The 18,062-nt window shown below is 30.6% G+C and carries 17 protein-coding genes and 1 riboswitch; of the genes, 14 read left to right on the plus strand and 3 right to left on the minus strand.

Going from position 1 to position 18,062, the window contains the following annotated elements; translation table 11 throughout:
• The first annotated feature begins 52 nt into the window (after positions 1–52).
• Entirely contained in the window at positions 53–1,168 is a 1,116-nt protein-coding gene (locus CLMAG_RS10790) for an aminopeptidase (protein WP_066621933.1), read from the plus strand.
• Between the two features lie 244 nt (positions 1,169–1,412).
• On the opposite strand, the gene CLMAG_RS10795 is transcribed toward CLMAG_RS10790, so the two are convergent.
• Together CLMAG_RS10795 and CLMAG_RS10800 are read right to left on the minus strand one after the other, a co-directional pair.
• Positions 1,413–1,916, minus strand: a complete 504-nt coding sequence (locus CLMAG_RS10795) for a shikimate kinase (protein WP_066621935.1) — start codon at positions 1,914–1,916, stop codon at positions 1,413–1,415.
• A gap of 591 nt (positions 1,917–2,507) precedes the next feature.
• Positions 2,508–3,293: an acetoacetate decarboxylase family protein gene (locus CLMAG_RS10800; RefSeq protein WP_066621937.1), complete on the minus strand. Its 786-nt coding sequence runs from the start codon at positions 3,291–3,293 to the stop codon at positions 2,508–2,510.
• A 211-nt stretch (positions 3,294–3,504) separates the two neighbouring features.
• On the opposite strand from CLMAG_RS10800, the gene CLMAG_RS10805 reads away from it, so the two are divergent.
• The 4 genes from CLMAG_RS10805 to CLMAG_RS10820 all read left to right on the plus strand — a co-directional run bounded on the left by CLMAG_RS10805 (position 3,505) and on the right by CLMAG_RS10820 (position 7,834).
• Positions 3,505–4,287, plus strand: coding sequence for an AraC family transcriptional regulator (locus CLMAG_RS10805; RefSeq protein WP_066621939.1), 783 nt, complete (start codon positions 3,505–3,507; stop codon positions 4,285–4,287).
• Positions 4,288–4,349: 62 nt separating this feature from the next.
• Complete coding sequence (locus CLMAG_RS10810; protein ID WP_066621941.1) at positions 4,350–4,757, plus strand: DUF2000 domain-containing protein; 408 nt, start codon at positions 4,350–4,352, stop codon at positions 4,755–4,757.
• Positions 4,758–4,872: 115 nt separating this feature from the next.
• A riboswitch (cyclic di-GMP riboswitch) is annotated at positions 4,873–4,955 on the plus strand.
• A 136-nt stretch (positions 4,956–5,091) separates the two neighbouring features.
• A complete protein-coding gene (locus CLMAG_RS10815) occupies positions 5,092–6,099 on the plus strand; it encodes a galactose ABC transporter substrate-binding protein (RefSeq protein WP_066621943.1) in 1,008 nt (335 codons plus the stop codon).
• Between the two features lie 28 nt (positions 6,100–6,127).
• The gene (locus tag CLMAG_RS10820; RefSeq protein WP_066621949.1) at positions 6,128–7,834 is read left to right on the plus strand and encodes a methyl-accepting chemotaxis protein; all 1,707 of its coding nucleotides are present in this window, start codon (positions 6,128–6,130) and stop codon (positions 7,832–7,834) included.
• A gap of 225 nt (positions 7,835–8,059) precedes the next feature.
• Here CLMAG_RS10820 and CLMAG_RS10825 read toward each other — a convergent pair whose 3' ends face one another.
• Positions 8,060–8,503 (minus strand): GNAT family N-acetyltransferase, encoded by a 444-nt coding sequence (locus CLMAG_RS10825; protein WP_066621951.1) that lies wholly within the window; start codon positions 8,501–8,503, stop codon positions 8,060–8,062.
• Between the two features lie 263 nt (positions 8,504–8,766).
• Here CLMAG_RS10825 and CLMAG_RS10830 point away from each other — a divergent pair, with 263 nt between their 5' ends.
• The 9 genes from CLMAG_RS10830 to CLMAG_RS10870 all read left to right on the plus strand — a co-directional run bounded on the left by CLMAG_RS10830 (position 8,767) and on the right by CLMAG_RS10870 (position 18,026).
• Positions 8,767–9,189 (plus strand): HutP family protein, encoded by a 423-nt coding sequence (locus CLMAG_RS10830; RefSeq protein ID WP_066621953.1) that lies wholly within the window; start codon positions 8,767–8,769, stop codon positions 9,187–9,189.
• A 275-nt stretch (positions 9,190–9,464) separates the two neighbouring features.
• On the plus strand, positions 9,465–10,481 hold the full coding sequence (locus tag CLMAG_RS10835) for an ABC transporter substrate-binding protein (RefSeq protein WP_066621955.1): 1,017 nt from the start codon (positions 9,465–9,467) through the stop codon (positions 10,479–10,481).
• Positions 10,481–11,374, plus strand: a complete 894-nt coding sequence (locus CLMAG_RS10840) for an ABC transporter permease (RefSeq protein WP_066621957.1) — start codon at positions 10,481–10,483, stop codon at positions 11,372–11,374. The genes CLMAG_RS10835 and CLMAG_RS10840 overlap by 1 nt, the downstream gene beginning before the upstream one ends.
• A complete protein-coding gene (locus CLMAG_RS10845; protein WP_066621958.1) occupies positions 11,349–12,143 on the plus strand; it encodes an ABC transporter ATP-binding protein in 795 nt (264 codons plus the stop codon). Before CLMAG_RS10840 ends, CLMAG_RS10845 begins: the two co-directional genes overlap by 26 nt.
• Before the next feature lie 174 nt (positions 12,144–12,317).
• Positions 12,318–13,283, plus strand: a complete 966-nt coding sequence (locus CLMAG_RS10850) for a metallophosphoesterase family protein (RefSeq protein WP_066621963.1) — start codon at positions 12,318–12,320, stop codon at positions 13,281–13,283.
• Between the two features lie 315 nt (positions 13,284–13,598).
• Positions 13,599–15,113, plus strand: a complete 1,515-nt coding sequence (locus CLMAG_RS10855) for a SpoIIE family protein phosphatase (RefSeq protein ID WP_242873003.1) — start codon at positions 13,599–13,601, stop codon at positions 15,111–15,113.
• 22 nt (positions 15,114–15,135) lie between these two features.
• Entirely contained in the window at positions 15,136–15,519 is a 384-nt protein-coding gene (locus CLMAG_RS10860; RefSeq protein WP_066621965.1) for an ATP-binding protein, read from the plus strand.
• A gap of 217 nt (positions 15,520–15,736) precedes the next feature.
• Entirely contained in the window at positions 15,737–17,734 is a 1,998-nt protein-coding gene (locus tag CLMAG_RS10865) for a methyl-accepting chemotaxis protein (RefSeq protein WP_066621967.1), read from the plus strand.
• 10 nt (positions 17,735–17,744) lie between these two features.
• On the plus strand, positions 17,745–18,026 hold the full coding sequence (locus tag CLMAG_RS10870) for an STAS domain-containing protein (protein WP_066621969.1): 282 nt from the start codon (positions 17,745–17,747) through the stop codon (positions 18,024–18,026).
• Positions 18,027–18,062 lie beyond the last annotated feature (36 nt).

Here is an 18,062-nt window from a genome sequence, read left to right on the forward strand (position 1 = left end):
ATATACTAAGACTGTGATACAATAATGAATATATTTAGATGGAGGTAAATTTATGAAAGACTCTAGGATAGTAACACTTGCAAAAAATCTAATTAATTACTCCTGTGATATTAAAAAGGGTGAAAAGGTACTGATAGAAACTATAGGAATTCCTAATCCTTTAACTCTTGAGTTGATAAAACAAACTTATATATCAGGAGGAATTCCATTTGTAACAAATAAGCTTCCAGAAGTTGATAGAGAGTTATATATGGATTGTAATGAAGAACAGCTAGAAATGATGGCAAAATATGAAGCATCTAGAATGGCAGACATGGATGCATATATAGGATTAAGGGCACCAAGTAACTTAACAGAAGCTGCTGATGTATCAGAAGAAAATATGTCTATTGTTATGAAAAAATTTTGGCAGCCTGTTCATGGGGAAATAAGAGTTCCTAAAACTAAATGGGTAGTTTTAAGGTATCCGACAGCAGCTATGGCTCAAGCAGCAGGAATTAGTACAGAAGCTTTTGAAGATTTTTATTTTGATGTTTGTAATTTAGATTATGGTAAAATGTCAAAGGCTATGGACTCTTTAGTAGATCTAATGAATAAAACAGACAAAGTTCATATAAAAGGAGAAGGCACAGACTTGAACTTTTCCATTAAGGGACTAAATGCTATAAAATGTGATGGAAAATTAAATATTCCAGATGGAGAGGTTTATAGTGCTCCTGTTAAGGATTCAGTAAATGGATATATTACATATAATACTCCAGCAGTATACAATGGATTTACTTATGAAAATATAAGACTTGAATTTAAAGAGGGTAAAATTGTAAAAGCTATAGCAAACGATACAGAAAGAATAAATAAAGTATTTGATACAGACGAAGGGGCAAGGTATGTAGGAGAGTTTGCAATAGGAGTTAACCCATACATATTAAAGCCAATGAAAGAAACTTTATTTGATGAAAAGATAGCAGGTTCTATTCACTTTACACCGGGAGCGGCTTATGATGATTGCTTTAATGGAAATAGGTCTTCAGTACATTGGGATTTAGTATACATACAAAGACCAGAATATGGTGGTGGTGAGATTTATTTTGATGACATATTAATAAGAAAAGATGGATTATTTGTAGTTGATGAACTGAAGGAGTTGAATACTGACAACTTAAAATAATGTAGTAAAGGATATGCAGTGGAAAGAAGAGGAATCTCTATAATTAAATATTTTTTAGTGTAATAAATATAACTTTATGCAATCTTGCAGACACAACTTTGCATAAAGTTATATGCTTTTCATTAAGTGGAAACTTGACTTAAATGGGGGTGTTAGAGTGAGTAGTTATCGCATAAAAAGAAATTTTGTTGATATACAATAATCTGCTATAGATTGCTGAAATCAGCATACACTTCAATTTATATTAGCGCCATATTGAGCAAATATAGTATACAATTTCATCAATATTATTGTCATTAATTAAGTGTAAATCACAGCTCTTCTTATAAATCTCATATCTTTCATGAAAAAGTTGGTGAAGTTTTTGAACCTCATTTTTTAAAAGAGATCTATTATTAAATACTTCCTCATCTTGCACAATCTTCTCTACAGATCTATCTATGAAAATTACAACTCCATTTTCTTTTAGTTTTTTCATATTTGAAGTATCCTTTATTACATCTATTCCAGCAGAAATTATTGATGATTTTGTACTGCTTAACTTTTCAATCGTTTCATTTTCTAAAATTCTAGAATTATTTTCTTCAATATTCAATAGTTCAGATATAGATTCTTCACTTTTAACTTCTATATATTGATCCGTATTAAAAAATTTAAATCCTAATTTCTCTGATAAAATTTTGCCTATAACAGTCCTTCCAGAGCCAGGCATACCTACTAAAATTATGTTTTTGTTCATTGTTTCCATTACCTCATCTCCTCAATTATTAAATATTAATAACTTATTTTTGCAGTGTTATGTTGTATTTTCATGTCTTTAATGCTGCAGTCATATGTATTTACTTTAATTTAAAGTTCATATATAACTAAAAACTCTTTTGCGCGCTATAGAGTTTTTGATACAAAAATAGCTATGTTTTATATAAAATTAAGTAAAAAAATAAGGCCCTAATGAGCCTTATTTGTTAAATCAAATTTACGGTGTTATACGTATAGAGGATTTCTACACAAGCTAAATTTTGATTTATTAAACTCATTGAAAACTGGAATAAATATTTTTTTGCAGAAAAAGTAACCAGCGCTAAAATAAAAGTAGCCCCAGCTAAAGTAAAAATAAAATTTTCCGCTTATTCCCTTTTCAATGATATTTTTCATAATTATATCCCCCAAACACTCTTTTACTATAGAAGGTTTTTATTAATCATAAATATAAATTCTATATATTTGTAATTATATCACGAAGTTTTTTTATGTCAATATAGAAAGGTTAGCTTAATGTTAATTTTCTATATATTCGAAATAATTAAACGTGCAATATTGTTAAATGTTAAAAATAAAATTAAACTTCTAATTGAGATAAGTCATCTACAGTTAGGGCTGCAGAAAAGTAATAACTATTTTTTACCTTTGTTGGTTTTAAATCTGAAAGCTCAATAAATGGATGATCAAAGAAATTTAGAATAGCATCTCCTTTCCATATTGGAGATATATGAAGATCTCTTGATTTCAATTGTACAAGTTCATGTATTAATGGTTGATTATGTCTACCTAGTACTAGTTCTGGAAAGTGCCTTAAATTTATTGCCTGGGCAAAGGTTGGATTAGGTAGGGTTTCTGTTTTTTTATTTACAGTTATACGTGCATCTACCAGACGACGTCCTTTAACTGATAAAGTAGCACCCAATTTACCTCCTTTTTCTAAATTAGAAGCTGCTTTTGAAGGAAGATTGTATGGTCTAGTAATATAGGTTTCACCAAGTTGTTTTGGCCAGCCTTGAATAAGCCCACGCATTAATGATAGATCCTGATCAACCCAAATAAATGGGCAATAGGATACAGGAGTTCCTTTATAATTTGCTGAAACTAATACTATTGTTTCCTTATATTGGCTATTAACAGGATCTAAATGTTCCTCACCAAATTCGCTGCAATATTGCCACTCAATGAAATATATAGCACATTGATTAGATGAGAATTCAAGGCCTTCAGGCAGGAAAGCAGCAATATTTTCCGCATAAGCTTCGTATTCTATTGCGAGAACATTGCCCACATAATGCCAAGGTGGTGCAGGAACTATGTTTGAGGTACCTTTCGGTGTTAATGGTAATGAATATCCTTTAATCATTATATTGTCCTCCTAGTTTTATCTATGTTATTATTTACATTATAATTTAAACATTTTTTAAATTCTTGTAAATAATTGCACAATTTTTTATCTAAGCACGCTATAATATTTTTAAATAGTGGAATAAACACAATTATTTTAACTAAAAATTAGATGGAGCTTAAAACCCCACCTAATTCAAGTTTTAACTTCATAGAAAAGAGGTGCTGTAATGAGTATTTGGTACTATAAAATAGGAAGCTGTAAATTGTTAGAAATTAAAAAATGTCAAAATGAACTACAAGCCTATAAAGATCACCTACATGAGGAACTCTCTATAGGTTTTATAGAAAAGGGAGCAACTAATCTGAAGGTAAATGGAAAAGAATATTATATTAAGGCTGGGGAAGCAATAGTTATTTATCCCTTTGTATCCCACATATGTCAACCAATTGATTTAGCGAATTGGAAATTTACAATGATTTATATTAACAAAGATTTTTATAAAGACATATTGGAAGATCTGAATAAATCACATTTTATGGGTATAAAGAAGCTTAATGATGAGGATTATAGAAAAATTAATTATATGATAGATACGATGAAAGGTAATGAAAGTCTTATTGAAAAAGAAGAAAAAATAGTTAGTGTATTAGCAGATATATTTATTAATTGTGATATTAATATTGAGTTGGTAAAGGACAAACAGCTTGAAGAAATAAGAAAATATATAGAAATAAATTTTTTAGAACAATTAAAGCTTGATGATATTGTTATGCATTTTGGACTAAATAAGTTTGGAATTATCAGAAGCTTTAAAAATAGGTACAATGCTACACCAGCTGCATATCAGTTACAACTTAGAGTGAATTATGCAAAACATTTAATTGAGGAGAATCCAAATTTAGTGCAAGTTGCATTGAACTCTGGGTTTTATGATCAAGCTCATTTTACGAAAGAATTTAAAAGAGCCTATGGATTGACGCCAAAACAATACTTGAAATCTATAAAGTAAATCAATATTTTACAATAAAAATATTTTGTTATTCGATACTATTTTCCCTAGGAGGGATTAGTATGAAGTGTGTAATGATAGTAGATTCTGATTTACCAATTGGTATTCAGGTAAATACTGCAGCAGTTTTAGGTGTAAGCTTGGCAAGTGAAATTAAGGGATTAACAGGCAAAAAATTGATTGATAAAGATGGTATTTTACATGAAGGGGTTATTAATATTCCTATACCTATTTTAACCTTGAGTAGTGAAGAAATTAAACAAAAGTACGATCAATTACTAAAAATCGATGATAATGAAATTAGAGTTATAGGATTTAATGATGTGGCACAAAAATCATTGGAATATGATGACTATGAAATGAAACTGGCTCAAACTAACAATAATACTATTAATTATCTTGGAATTTGTATTTATGGACCTAAAAAGAAAGTTAATAAATTAACTGGGAATATAAAAATGCTTAGGTGATTAATTTTTAAAATTAATATAATAATGAAAAAACATGACAATATTTTACAATATGTATTGATTTTTTTACAGCTTGATGGTAATATAATTATTAAGAAAATTAATGCATATTTGTTTAAACATTGGATACGTGGAAAAATTCTCTTACATGGGCACCTTGAGAATTTGGAGTTAGTGGTGCAACCTGCCAATAATTAGTTTTACAACTAGTTATTGGCTTTTATTTTTTAGCAAATAAATATGGAATGAAAAAAGGAGGGAATGTTTGGTATATTAAAAAATAGGGGAAATTAAAAGATCAAATACGTTAAATTTTTATATCTGGGGGATAGAAATGAAAGCATATTATAAGGGATTTATTATCAGTATTTTAATGATTAGTCTTTTTTTTGTAGGATGTTCTTCAAAGGAAAGCGAAAAGAAGAAAATTGTTATTGGTGTAGTAATGGGGAAATTTGATGATACATGGAGAACGTCTGTACGTAATGAACTCTATAAAATATCACAAGATAAAGCTGAAGTTGATATATGGAACGGTAATAACTCACAGGAAACTGAAAATGAAAAGGTCGATCTTCTAATTAAACGTAAGGTTAACGTCCTAGTAGTTAACTTAGTTGATTTGGCTGCAGCTGATTCAATTATTGAAAAAGCAAAAAAAGCTAATATTCCTATTATTTTTTTTAATACAGAACCTTCAGCAGAAGATTTAAAAAAATGGGACAAGATTTATTATGTAGGAGCTAAAGGCGAACAATCTGGCACTATGGAGGGACAAATTCTTGTTAACTATTTTAAAAATTATCCAACTAAAGATGGTATTATAAGGTATGTAATGCTAGAGGGGCAGACAGGGCATCCAGATGCTACAGCGCGTACTAAGTATTCTGTTAAGGCCATGGAGGATGCTGGATTAAATGTTCAAAAAGTTGGAGACGAAGTTGCTATATGGGAACGGGAAAAGGCTCAGGAAAAAGTTGAAAACTTACTTGCTTCTCAGGGGGATAACGTTGATTGCGTAATTGCCAATAATGATGATATGGCACTAGGGGCTATTGATGCACTGAAAAATAGAGGTTATTTTAATAACGGTAAATACATTCCGGTTGTGGGTGTTGATGCCAATAATAGTGCACTTAATGCTGAACAAGAAGGCACCCTCCTTGGTACAGTACTTAATGATGCTGTAAATCAAGGAAAAGCAATTTTTAATCTTGCTAGTGTTTTAGCAGCCGGACAATCACCAAACAAGGACAACTTTAATAGGCAAATTACGGATAATAAATATGTGTGGATTGATTATAAAATCATTACAAAAGAAAATATTGGTGAGGCAAAATGATTAATACAGCATTATAGGAGGGATTATTTTGTTTAAGAATGCTAGAATACGAATAAAATTTCTAATTAGCTTTAGCGTTATTTTAATGTTGATGCTAGTTAGTACAATCTGCGCTTATTATAATTTTAATCATATAGAGACTATTGAAAATGGAATAATAAATGGTGTGGTTCCTCTGGATAGGCAGATAAGAAAAATTAATACTGAATTGATTAGTGAAGAAACAGGAATTCGAGGTTATATTGCCAGTAATGGAGATGATAGATATCTTGAAACATATTATACCAGCCGTAAAAATATAGATAAGGAAATAAAAGAACTCCAAAAGTATTATGATCAATATAAGGATTTAGCAAGTATTATACAAAATGAGCAAATACCTAATATTGAAGTTATAAATAAACATTTTGATTCCCAAATAGCACTTGTAAAGGCAGGTAAAATTGCAACAGCACGGGATAGAATTGGTGATGGAAAAGGATATATGGACTTATGTAACCATATACAGGATAAGGTAAATAATGAAATAAGTAAGATAACCAATAATGCATTAAATAATAGTAAGTTGGCAAATTTTCAAGGCAAAGTTATTATGGGGATTATTTTTTTAATCAGTTTTACAATTAGTGTAATTATAGCCATGTTTTTTTCTTACAAAATAACAACTCAAATAAATAGCAGTATTTCTTGCTTGGAAGAAATTGCCAATGGCAACTTGCTAATTGAACCTTTGAAAGTAGATTCAAGAGATGAGTTTGGACAGTTAAGTAATGCAATTAATTCAATGCACAACTCTGTTAGGAATATTGTTATAACTATTATTGATGAAACTGAAAATGTTAATAAGGCATTAACAATCTCAAATGCAGATATACACGATCTCTCAATCAAGCTTGAAGATATATCTGCAACGATAGAGCAATTATCTGCTGGTATGGAAGAAACAGCAGCTTCAACAGAAGAAATAAATTCATCATCTTCTGACTTTGAAGCTGCTGTAGGAACTATTGCAAATAAAGCACAGGAAGGGGCAGAATCAGCGGATGAAATTAGCAAGAAAGCGATAGCTTTAAAGGATAGCTCCTATATGCTTCAGGAAGATGCTAATCAAACTCGTATAAATATAAAAAAAGTTATGGATGAAGCATTAAAAAAAGTAAAAGAAGTTGAAAAAATCAAGAACTTGTCAGATGCCATTTTACATATATCCTCTCAGACTAATCTTTTAGCTTTAAATGCGGCAATTGAATCAGCTAGAGCTGGTGAGGCAGGAAAAGGTTTTTCTGTAGTTGCCGAGGAAATTAGAAAACTTGCAGAAAGCTCTGAGGAGACAGTAAAGGAAATACAGAGTACCATTAGTGTAGTATTTGAAGCTGTAGAAAATCTTTCAAAGACCTCGAAACATACATTAGATTATATTGAAACAAAAGTAGTTAAAAGTTATGAGGAGTCAGTTTTAGTAGGAGAAAACTATGATAAAGATGCAGTGTATATTAATGCTTTAGTATCAGATTTAAGTGCTACTTCAGAGGAGCTTTTAGCATCCATAAGAACGGTAGTAGAAGCAATAGATGAAATATCAAAGGCTAATAGTGAGGGGGCAAATGGAACTAATAATATAGCTGAGAAGATTCTAAAAATTAAAGAGAGAGCAGAAGAAATAAAAGCTGAAACAAGTCTTGTCAAGCAAAGTTCAGACCATTTGAAGAATATAGTTTCTAAATTTAAGGTATGAAGTGAAAACTTGAATCAGGTGGGGTTTCAAACCCCACCTGATTCTTAGTTGAACGAATCCAGGGACGTAGCCGCTCTTTACTCCCACTTTTAAAGAAGATGGGAGTATTAGAGCGGGTAGTCATCAGATAAAATTTAAAGTGGTTGAAAAGAAAAAGGCGGCTATGGCCGCTTTTTTTAGACTTTATTTAAGCTATTAACCAATTAAAGCTTGAGCAGATATTAGTTACTTTATCCATTCATATAACTTATAGTAGGTTTCTTCCAGACCTAGGTTCTTATAGGTATTCTGGGCATTTATATTGTCTTTTTCAACATACAATCTTAGACCTACAATATTTTTATGTAAAGATACTAAGTCCTTCAGATGTTGGTATATGGAGGTGAATATTTTACGATTTCTGTAGTTTTTATCCACATAAACACTTTGTATCCACCAGATTTCACCATTTTTCCAATCGCTCCATTCTTTAGTAACCATAGCTTGACCTACTACCACACCATCTATTTCGTACACCCAGTAATTAGCTTTACTACTATCACTAAGAGCAGCCTTTACACCACCAGTTAAGATTTCTTCATCTAGTTTTAAGCCTTCAGTTTCGTATGCCATGAGCTTATTAAATAGTACTATAGTTTTTAAATCATCTATTTTAGCTTTTCTAATCATATGTAATCACCCCGTAGTCTATTATAGCATATAGGAAGGAGGTTGATGAAGTGAAAACTTGAATCAGATGAGAGTATTAGAGCGGGTAGTCATCAGATAAAACAAAATGAATTTTAAAATACATAGAAATTAGGTATATATTTTGTATTATTACATGATATAATTTAGAATAATAACCATAATAAGTATTAAATTATGAATTGAAACTATTCTATCAACATTATTTAAGTTTTATTTAATAATAATTTAAGAGGTGAAAAATTATGAATTTACAAAGTACAGATGTAGCAAAAGCTTCGGTTGAAATGGCTATATCCTCCAGAGAAAGTGAAAAAAAACTAGATGAAACTTTTAGAAGTAAGGGCATATTAACAGTGGCAGTTGATATTGGAGGAAATATTAATAATGCAGTATTGAAAATTATAGAAAGAGCATTAGTAGCTTCAAAGAAAAAAGGTCTAATAAAAGAGGAGTATCATGTACATGATGGTGCAATAGCTGGAGCAACAAGAGAGGCACTTTTTCAAATTATGCAAAAAGCCAATGGACTTAATGTGGGTGGTAAAATTGGTATAGCTAGATCTGGAGAACATATAAGTGTGTGCATATTTATGAGTATAGGTCTGCTGCATTTAAATGAAGTTGTCATTGGGCTTGGACATCGTTCTATACCGGATGTATATTGACAAATGATAATATACAAGGTATAATCGGTCTTAAGTAGTATAGTAAATAAGAAGTAAAATGTAGTTTAGTAGGTTTGTCCATGAGGACAAAGTAGGATTTATAAAATAGTAGTATGGTAGCTTATGTAGAACATATTGGAAAGTAAAGCCTATAAGAATGTATAATTCTGAGAGGTTTATTTTGTCATTTTAAAGTTCTGCTAATACAGAACTTTTTATTTTATACTTTTTTTTATTTATTTTTTAAATTAATATTATTTTTGGAGGATGGTAGCATGGTAGCAAAGAAAAAAGTTTCATTTCTAATTTCATTTTTATTAGCAGCATCTGTTTTAGGAGGGTGTGCTAAATCAGCAGAGAGTACTTCTCAAAAGACACTTAAGGATAATAAGGTAATAAAAATTGGTGTTACTCAATTTGTAGAGCATCCAGCTCTCGATGCAGCAAGAAAAGGCTTTATTGAGGCTTTAAAATCTAAGGGATATGAAGATGGAAAAAATATTAAAATAGATTTTCAAAATGCTCAAGGAGACATGCCAACAACACAAACTATAGCTCAAAAGTTTGTATCAGAAAAAGAGGATTTAATTCTTGCAATAGCAACTCCTTCTGCTCAAGCGGCATATAATGCCACAAAAGATATTCCAATACTTATAACAGCAGTAACAGACCCAGTTAAAGCAGGACTTGCAAAGTCACTTGAAAATTCAGGTAGCAATGTAACAGGAACTTCAGATAATCTACCTATAGAAAAGCAGTTTGAATTATTGAAAAAGTTAGTACCAAATGCTAAAAGAGTTGGTATTTTATATAATACTAGTGAAAACAATTCAGAAATTCAAGTTGAAAGTGCAAAAAAAGCAGCACCAAGCTTTGGGCTGGAAATTGTAACAGCAGGTTTAACAAATGTTAACGAAGTAACTCAATCCTTAAATTCATTAATGGGAAAAATCGATGTGTTATATGTTCCTACAGACAATGTAGTTGTTTCAGCTATGCCACTTATTGCAAATGGATGCTTTAGTAAAAATATACCTATAATTGGATCGGAAAGAGGTCAGGTAACACAAGGAGCTCTTGCTACTACAGGTATAGATTACAATAAATTAGGCTATCAAACAGGACTTATGGCTGTTGAAATAATAGAAGGTAAAAAGCCTAACGAAATTCCTATAACAATGCTTAAAGATATGCAGCTTGTTATAAATGAAGATGCAGCTAAGAAACTTAATATAAAAATACCAGAGGATTTAAATTCTAAGGCTGAGAAAGTTACAGGAGGCGTTAACTAGTGGATGTATTAATAAATGTGTTGGAGCAAGGGCTTATATTCTCCATTGCAGCCTTTGGAGTATATATAACCTATAAGATTTTGGATTTTCCAGATTTATCAGTAGATGGAACCTTTCCTTTAGGTGCAGCTATAACTGCTGTTTGCCTTATGAAAGGGGTAAATCCTTTTGCTGCCTGTGCTCTATCCTTTGCTTTCGGTTGTATAGGTGGTCTTTTAACAGGAATTTTACACGTTAGATTTAAGATAACTAACTTATTATCCGGTATTTTGATTATGATAGCACTTTATTCTATAAACTTGAGAATAATGTCAAAGTCTAATATTCCTCTGTTCGGAAAGCAAACTATTTTTTCTAACAACGTAAATGTTCTAGTAGTGGTATTTATTTTTATGATTGCAGTTAAAATAGCATTAGATATGTTCCTAAAAACTAAACTGGGATTTGTTTTAAAAGCTGTAGGAGATAACGATCAGTTAGTAACCTCTCTTGGTATAAACAAAGACAATATAAAGATTATTGGGCTTATGCTTTCAAATGGTTTAGTAGCTCTAGCAGGTTCTATGATGGCACAATATCAAGGTTTTTCAGATGTGGGAATGGGAACTGGAATAGTAGTTATGGGTTTAGCTGCAGTTATAATGGGAGAGTCAGTATTTGGAAAGATTAGATTTATGCAGGCTACCACTATGGCATTGATAGGTTCAATATTATATAAGGGAGCAATTGCATTAGCTTTAACTTTGGGACTCCCATCTACAGATTTGAAGTTAATTACTGCTTTAATAGTAGTTATAGCTCTATCCTTAAATGGAAAGAAATTAAACTTCAAACCGAAAAAGAATTTAGAGTTTGGAGGTGGAACTGTTGTTAAAGATACAAAGGCTATGTAAAATATTCAATAAAAACACTATAAATGAGAATACATTATTTAATAACTTATCCTTGGATGTGGATGAAGGTGAATTTGTTACTATAATAGGAAGCAATGGTGCAGGAAAATCCACTCTTCTTAATTTAATATCTGGAACTTTAAGCGTTGATGAAGGTTCTATAGTGTTAAATGGGCAAGAAATGAGCAGAATGGAAGAGTATAAGAGAACAAAGCATTTGGGAAGAGTTTTTCAAGATCCTTCAAAAGGCGTTTCTCCTGGTATGACAATCTTGGAAAATATGTCTATGGCATATAATAAAGGAAAAAGATTTGGTTTAGGTATGTGCGTAAGTAAAAAGAATATAAATCTATTTAATGAAATGCTTTCTCAAATTAACTTAAGTCTTGAAGATAAACTTCATACTAAGGTAGGAATGCTGTCAGGAGGGCAAAGACAGGCACTATCGTTAATGATGGCTGTAATGTCTAAACCTAAATTATTGCTTCTAGATGAGCATATAGCAGCATTAGACCCTAAAACCTCAGAGCGAATAATAGAAATTACAGGTAAAGTAGTAGCTGAAAACAAAATAACTACTCTTATGGTTACTCATAATTTAAATCATGCAATAAAAATGGGCAATAGATTATTTATGATGCATGGGGGAAAAATAGTTATGGATGTTAAAGGTGAAGAAAAAAATAAATTAACTATTGATAAACTTCTAAAATGCTTTGAAAAAGTTCAAGGAAAAGAAGCTTTGAGTGATAGAGTTTTATTTTCATAGATTTCATAAAAGGGCTATCTTTCTTACATAAGAAGGATAGTCCTTTTATAGCATTAAGTTAAACTTAAAATGGATAAGTATAAATAATATTCATTATATGTATAGTTTTGGATGGTATAATATGATATTATAAAAATATTAAATTTTATAAGATGATAGGTGATTTATAAGTATATGAGGAAATTTAAGATAACAGCATTGATATTAATAATTATGACTTTAATTATTTCAATAACAGTATATATAAAGGGAGTTGTATCGAAGACAAGCGATTCTAAACAAGTCCAAAGCAGTGTAAATATAAAAACACCAGAAGATGATGGTCTTACCTTTACTGTTTTAGGAGATGTGCATGGAAATACAGCAAAGTTAGATAATGCTATCAAAGATTTACATAATATAAATGAAAAGATGGATGCAATGATATTAAATGGTGATAACGTAGATGAAGGTTTAAAAAGTCAGTATGATATAGTGAAAAATACCTTAGATAAAGATAAAGAGTTATTGCCTGAAATCATAATTAAAAACATTGGTAACCATGATTTTTTTGATTATAAAAAGGGCAAAAACAATGATAAAGATGTCCAAAATTTTATAGATATGTATCTGGATTTTTCTGGTGAAAGGTCAGTATATCATGATAGATGGATTAAGGGATATCATTTTATATCCTTAGGATCAGAATCAGGAAATACAAAGGAACTAGGTGCAGTAAATGCCTTTTTATCTGAACAGCAGTTAGTGTGGTTAAAGGAAAAGTTGGCTGAAAACCATGAAAAAGATAAACCGATTTTTGTATTTTTACATCAGCACTTAAGTACAAGTATAAAAGGGTGGGCTGGAGTAGAGCAAAGAAAAGAGCTTAGTGAAATTTTATCCGTATATCCTGAAGTCATTTTATTTACATCGCATACTCATGTTTTGCTAAGTGTAGATAACGTAAAAATGAATCAACCCTTTACTACAGTACATACAGGAGCAATAAGTTATGGTATATTGCCAGAAGGATATACTATAAAACGGCTTTATGAGGACAGTGAGGGTCTATATGTAGAAGTGCATGGAAAAAACATTGTTATTAAAGGTAGAGATTTTATAAAAAAATCCTGGATATTCTCAAAAAATATTTCTAAATAAAAATTAATAAAGGCATGTGTAAATAACTGGTGACATGTAATATTTAATTATACTCTAAGTAACTCTAATAACATTAAATGGGATTTATTACAAAGTATAAAAAATTAACCATAATGTAACTTTAAATAGTGTTATAAGTATTGTATTATATAATAGAGGAATGTATAATGCAATGAAGTGGAAGCTTGGATGATATTGTGATATTTGAATAGATAACCATAGGATAAGTTGCAAAATAAATTTAAAAAATATGAAACATTTATTATCAATGTAAAAAGCATTTATGTTGGTTATAAGATTTAGAGGTGAAATACTTTGGAATACGAAGTAATACAAAATATTATTAAAGAGCAAATAGAAGATAAATTTGGATTTGAAGGACTCCTTGATAGTACAGACCAGTCTAGTGAATGTAGTGGATATGGAAAAGAGAGCTGTATAAAACTTTTAGAGGGAATGCTTAAGGGGATTCCTGATATAATAAGGGTATTTAATCCAGATAAGACAATTTTACTTTTTAATGAATCTGGTTATAAATTTTATAAAAAAAATAGAGATGAAGTTAAAGGAAAAAGATGTTTTGAAATTTTAAATAAAAAAGAGAGATGCGAAGATTGTGATGTTGAAAAAGTAATTGAAACTAAGAAGATGATAAGGACAGAAAAGTACATTCCAGAGTTTAGCAAGTACATGGAATATACTTGTAATCCAGTGTTAAATAAATCAGGTCAAGTAATATTTGTTGTTGAACAGTTAAGAGATATTACAGAAAGAAAGATATTAGCAAATACAATAAAGGAAAGTGAAGAAAGATATCGTAAAATTGTTAACCTCTCGCCAGAGGCAATAATTATTACTGTAGATGATAAAATTGTTTTGGCAAATAACCAGGCATGCAGACTAGTAGATGAAGATTACAGCAGGATTATTGGAGCTAGTGTGTATAAATATATTCATAATGATTTTATAGAAATTTTGAAAAAAAGAATAAAACATATGGAGGAAAATAGAAAATCAAAATATACCTTTGATTATAAAATTTATCGTTGTGATAATAGCGCTATAGAGGTAGAAGTATCTTCAAGTTACTTAACCTACAAAGGAAAGCCAGCAATTCAATCAATAATTAGAGATATTACTGAATTGAAGAAAAATTTAAATCAAGCTGCAAAATTTCAAAGAAAGTGTTTAGAAACTACATGTCCTTGCCCAGAAAAAATTAAAATGGAAAGTTTGTACATACCAGCTAGAACTGTAAGTGGAGACTTTTTTAAAATGTATAAAGTTAACGAAGATTTAGTTGTTGGGATAGTATGGGATGTTAGTGGTAAAGGAATTACAGCAGCGTTAAGTGTGTCAGCATTTTTGGTTTTATTTGGTGAAGCCGTGCTAAATAGTCATGATCCACAGGAGATAATTAAGAGTTTAAATAAAAAAATTATTAATCATTTAGAAGAACGATATATTGCTGCTTGTTGTTTTAGTTTAGATTTTAAAAATAATGAAGCAAAAGTAGTGGGGGCAGGTATAAATCAATATGCATTTCAAAAATGTAAAGATAATCCTCAGGAACTAATTGTTAAAGGTCCCTTCTTAGGTATGTTTGAAGATAGTGTGTTCGATGAACATACGATTTGTTTTGAATCAGGAGATAGGTTCTGTTTCTTTACTGATGGATTAGATTTTATATTTGATCATGAAATAAACTACCTTAAAACACATACGATAACCGAATTTAATCTCTATTTAAAAAATATTTTAAATGATATGTTGACTGATGGAGAAGGCATAAAAGATGATAGCACCTTAATTGCACTGGAAATAGAGTAGTATTGGAGGAATGTTGTTTAGAATGAAAAGTAATGAATTTATTTTTTATGGTTTATCAGGACATAATAAAGTTATAGATAAAATCATTGCGGAATTGAATGCACACAAACAGGACTTCGACATTAGATTAATACTTACGGAAGCTTTGACAAATGCTTTCAAACACGGCAACAATATGAATAAAGACAAGCCTATATATTTAAGATATTTTTATAATGATGAAAGCGTTAAATTTGAAATTAGTGATTCAGGAAATGGTTTTAAAAATCTAATAATTGAAGAACAATTAGAAAATGGTGATTTATTAAGTGATGGTGGAAGGGGATTATTTATTATAAAAAGCCTTTCTGACAAAATTGAGTTGAAGAAAAATACTTTAATTATACAAAAATGTCTATCTGCTTAAAAAGTAATTATTATTTAAGATGAAGTGAAACTTGAATCGGATGGAGTTTGTCTACGACCACGGGGCTTTGCCCGTTAAATGCCATTTAGGCATTAACCTCCACCTGATTCTTAGTTGAACGAATCTAGGGACGTAGCCGCTCTTAACTCCCACTTTGGAGAAGATGGGAGTTAAGAGCGGGTAGTCATCAGATAAATGGAAAGTGGAGGTATTGTTGATGCAAATAAGCTTAAAAAATAAGCTAGGATTAATGTTCTTTATATTTATCGCTATTCCTATTATTACATTAGGGGGATATTCCTATACTAAGACTGCTAGCTCACTGCAATATGCAACAGAACAGCAGTTGAGAGAGCTTACCAATGAAACTGCATCTAGTATAAATGAAACAATAGATTCAGTAGACAAATATGTTAAAATTTTAAGTTCAGATGAAAGAATGGCAAAGGTTGCTTCTGGAGACAATAGCTATAGCTTAGAAAGTTATAATTATTTGCAAAAAATACAGAAGGAGAATAGTGATATAATCGAAAGCTTAATTGTTACAGATCCAACTGGTAAGGGCATTATTAGCAATTCAAGTGAGAAATATGACACTGATTTTAGTGACAGAGAATATGTGCAAGATGCTTTGAAGAATTCAAAGGGCATAAGTAAAACTATTTTGATTTCAAAGGTTACAGGAAAGCCTATAATAGGAATTGCACATACTCTAAATATTGATGATAAGGTAGTTGGTACAGTAATTGCATTAGTACCCTTTGAGAGTATTTCTAAAAGAGCTTCCAAAGTTAAAATAGGCAACAATGGATATGCTTATATGATTGACAAAAATGGACTAGTTGTATTCCATCCTAAAAGTGAAAAAATTGCTAAAGAAAATCTTTTGAGTAGTAGCAGCGCCGATTTAAAAGCTCTTGTAGAAAAGGCTAAAACTGGCGAAACTGTTGAAGGATATTATACTTATGACGGGGTACGGAAATTTGTAAAGTTTACTCCTGTTAATAATTGGATTGTAGCAGTTGTTGCAGATTATGATGAGTATATGTCTTCTGCTATAACTATTAGAAGGGTTACAATAATTATGGCTATATTATCTGTAATTATTTCAGTATTGTTAGCTTATCTATTATCAATAAAAAATATAATAAATCCTATTAAGCATTTAGAACAGTTAATGACTAGAGCTGGTGAAGGTGATTTAACTGTAAGAGCTCAAATAAATACAGGAGATGAAATACAAACTTTAGGTAAATATTTTAATAAAATGATTGAACATCAACATAATATAATAGAAAATGTTAGAAGAGGGGCAATTGAACTAGAAGCAGCATCAGAAGAACTAGCGGCTTCAAATGAAGAGATATGCTCTACAACAGAACAAATAACTAACAATATTGAAAAAGTCGCAGAAAATGCTAAGTCTCAAAGTGATTCAATTATTGAAACATCAGAGGTTTTGGTTCAGCTTACAAGTTTAGTTCAGATCGCTCAAAGCAGAGCCCTTACCGCAAAAAATAACTCTAACAATACTATGGATGCTGCTGAGCAGGGAAGAAAAAAAGTTAAAGATACAGTTATAGCTGTTGAAAATATTAGCAAGTCTTCAATTGAAACAGAAGAAAGATTAAAGGTATTAGAACAACTTTCTAAAAAAGTTAACGGCATTATCAGTACTATAAACGATATATCATCACAAACTAATCTTTTAGCGTTAAATGCAGCTATCGAAGCAGCAAGAGCTGGGGAACACGGCAAGGGTTTTACAGTGGTTGCAGAAGAAGTCCGTAAGCTTTCGGAACAAACTAATGTGGGTGCAAATGAGATATCTCTATTAGTAAATGAAATGGTAGTTGAAATAGATAAAGCAGTACAGGCTATGAGTGTAGGAAAAAATGCAGTGGAAAATGGAGTAGCTATAATAAATGATACGGATAAATCCTTTATAACTGTTATTAGTGCAGTAGAACAAATAGCAAAGGATATTGAGCAAATAGTAGACGTTACAAAAGATGAAGTGGCTAGTTCAGATAAAATAATAGATATTATTAATACAGTTGCAACTATTACTGAAACTACTGCATCCAATAGTGAAGAAGTGGCGGCAGCTGCTGAAGAGCAAAGTACGGCAATTGAGAATGTAGCTTCAAGCGCAGAGGAAACTAGCGCAATGGCAGTGTCGCTACATAATCTTGTAGAAAAATTTAAAATTTGAGGTGATTTAAATGAATGAATTAAATATTGAAATACCTGAAAATTTTGCTGTAGATGAAGCAGATAAGTTTAGGGAAAAGCTCAATTATCTTATGAGTAAGGGAGAAAAAAAATTTGTATTAAATTTCAGTAAATGCACCTTTATTGATAGTACTGGTCTTGGAGTTTTAGTTTCAACTTATAAAAAGTGTGAACAATTAAATGGTAGTTTAAAGCTTTATTCCATAAATGAACAGGTTATGAGAATCTTTAGTTTAACACGATTAGATAAGGTATTTGATATATACAAGTAAGCTAAAATAAGTCTAAATACAAATCAACAAAAAGGG

Source organism: Clostridium magnum DSM 2767 (genome assembly GCF_001623875.1).
Lineage (GTDB): Bacteria > Bacillota > Clostridia > Clostridiales > Clostridiaceae > Clostridium_AM > Clostridium_AM magnum.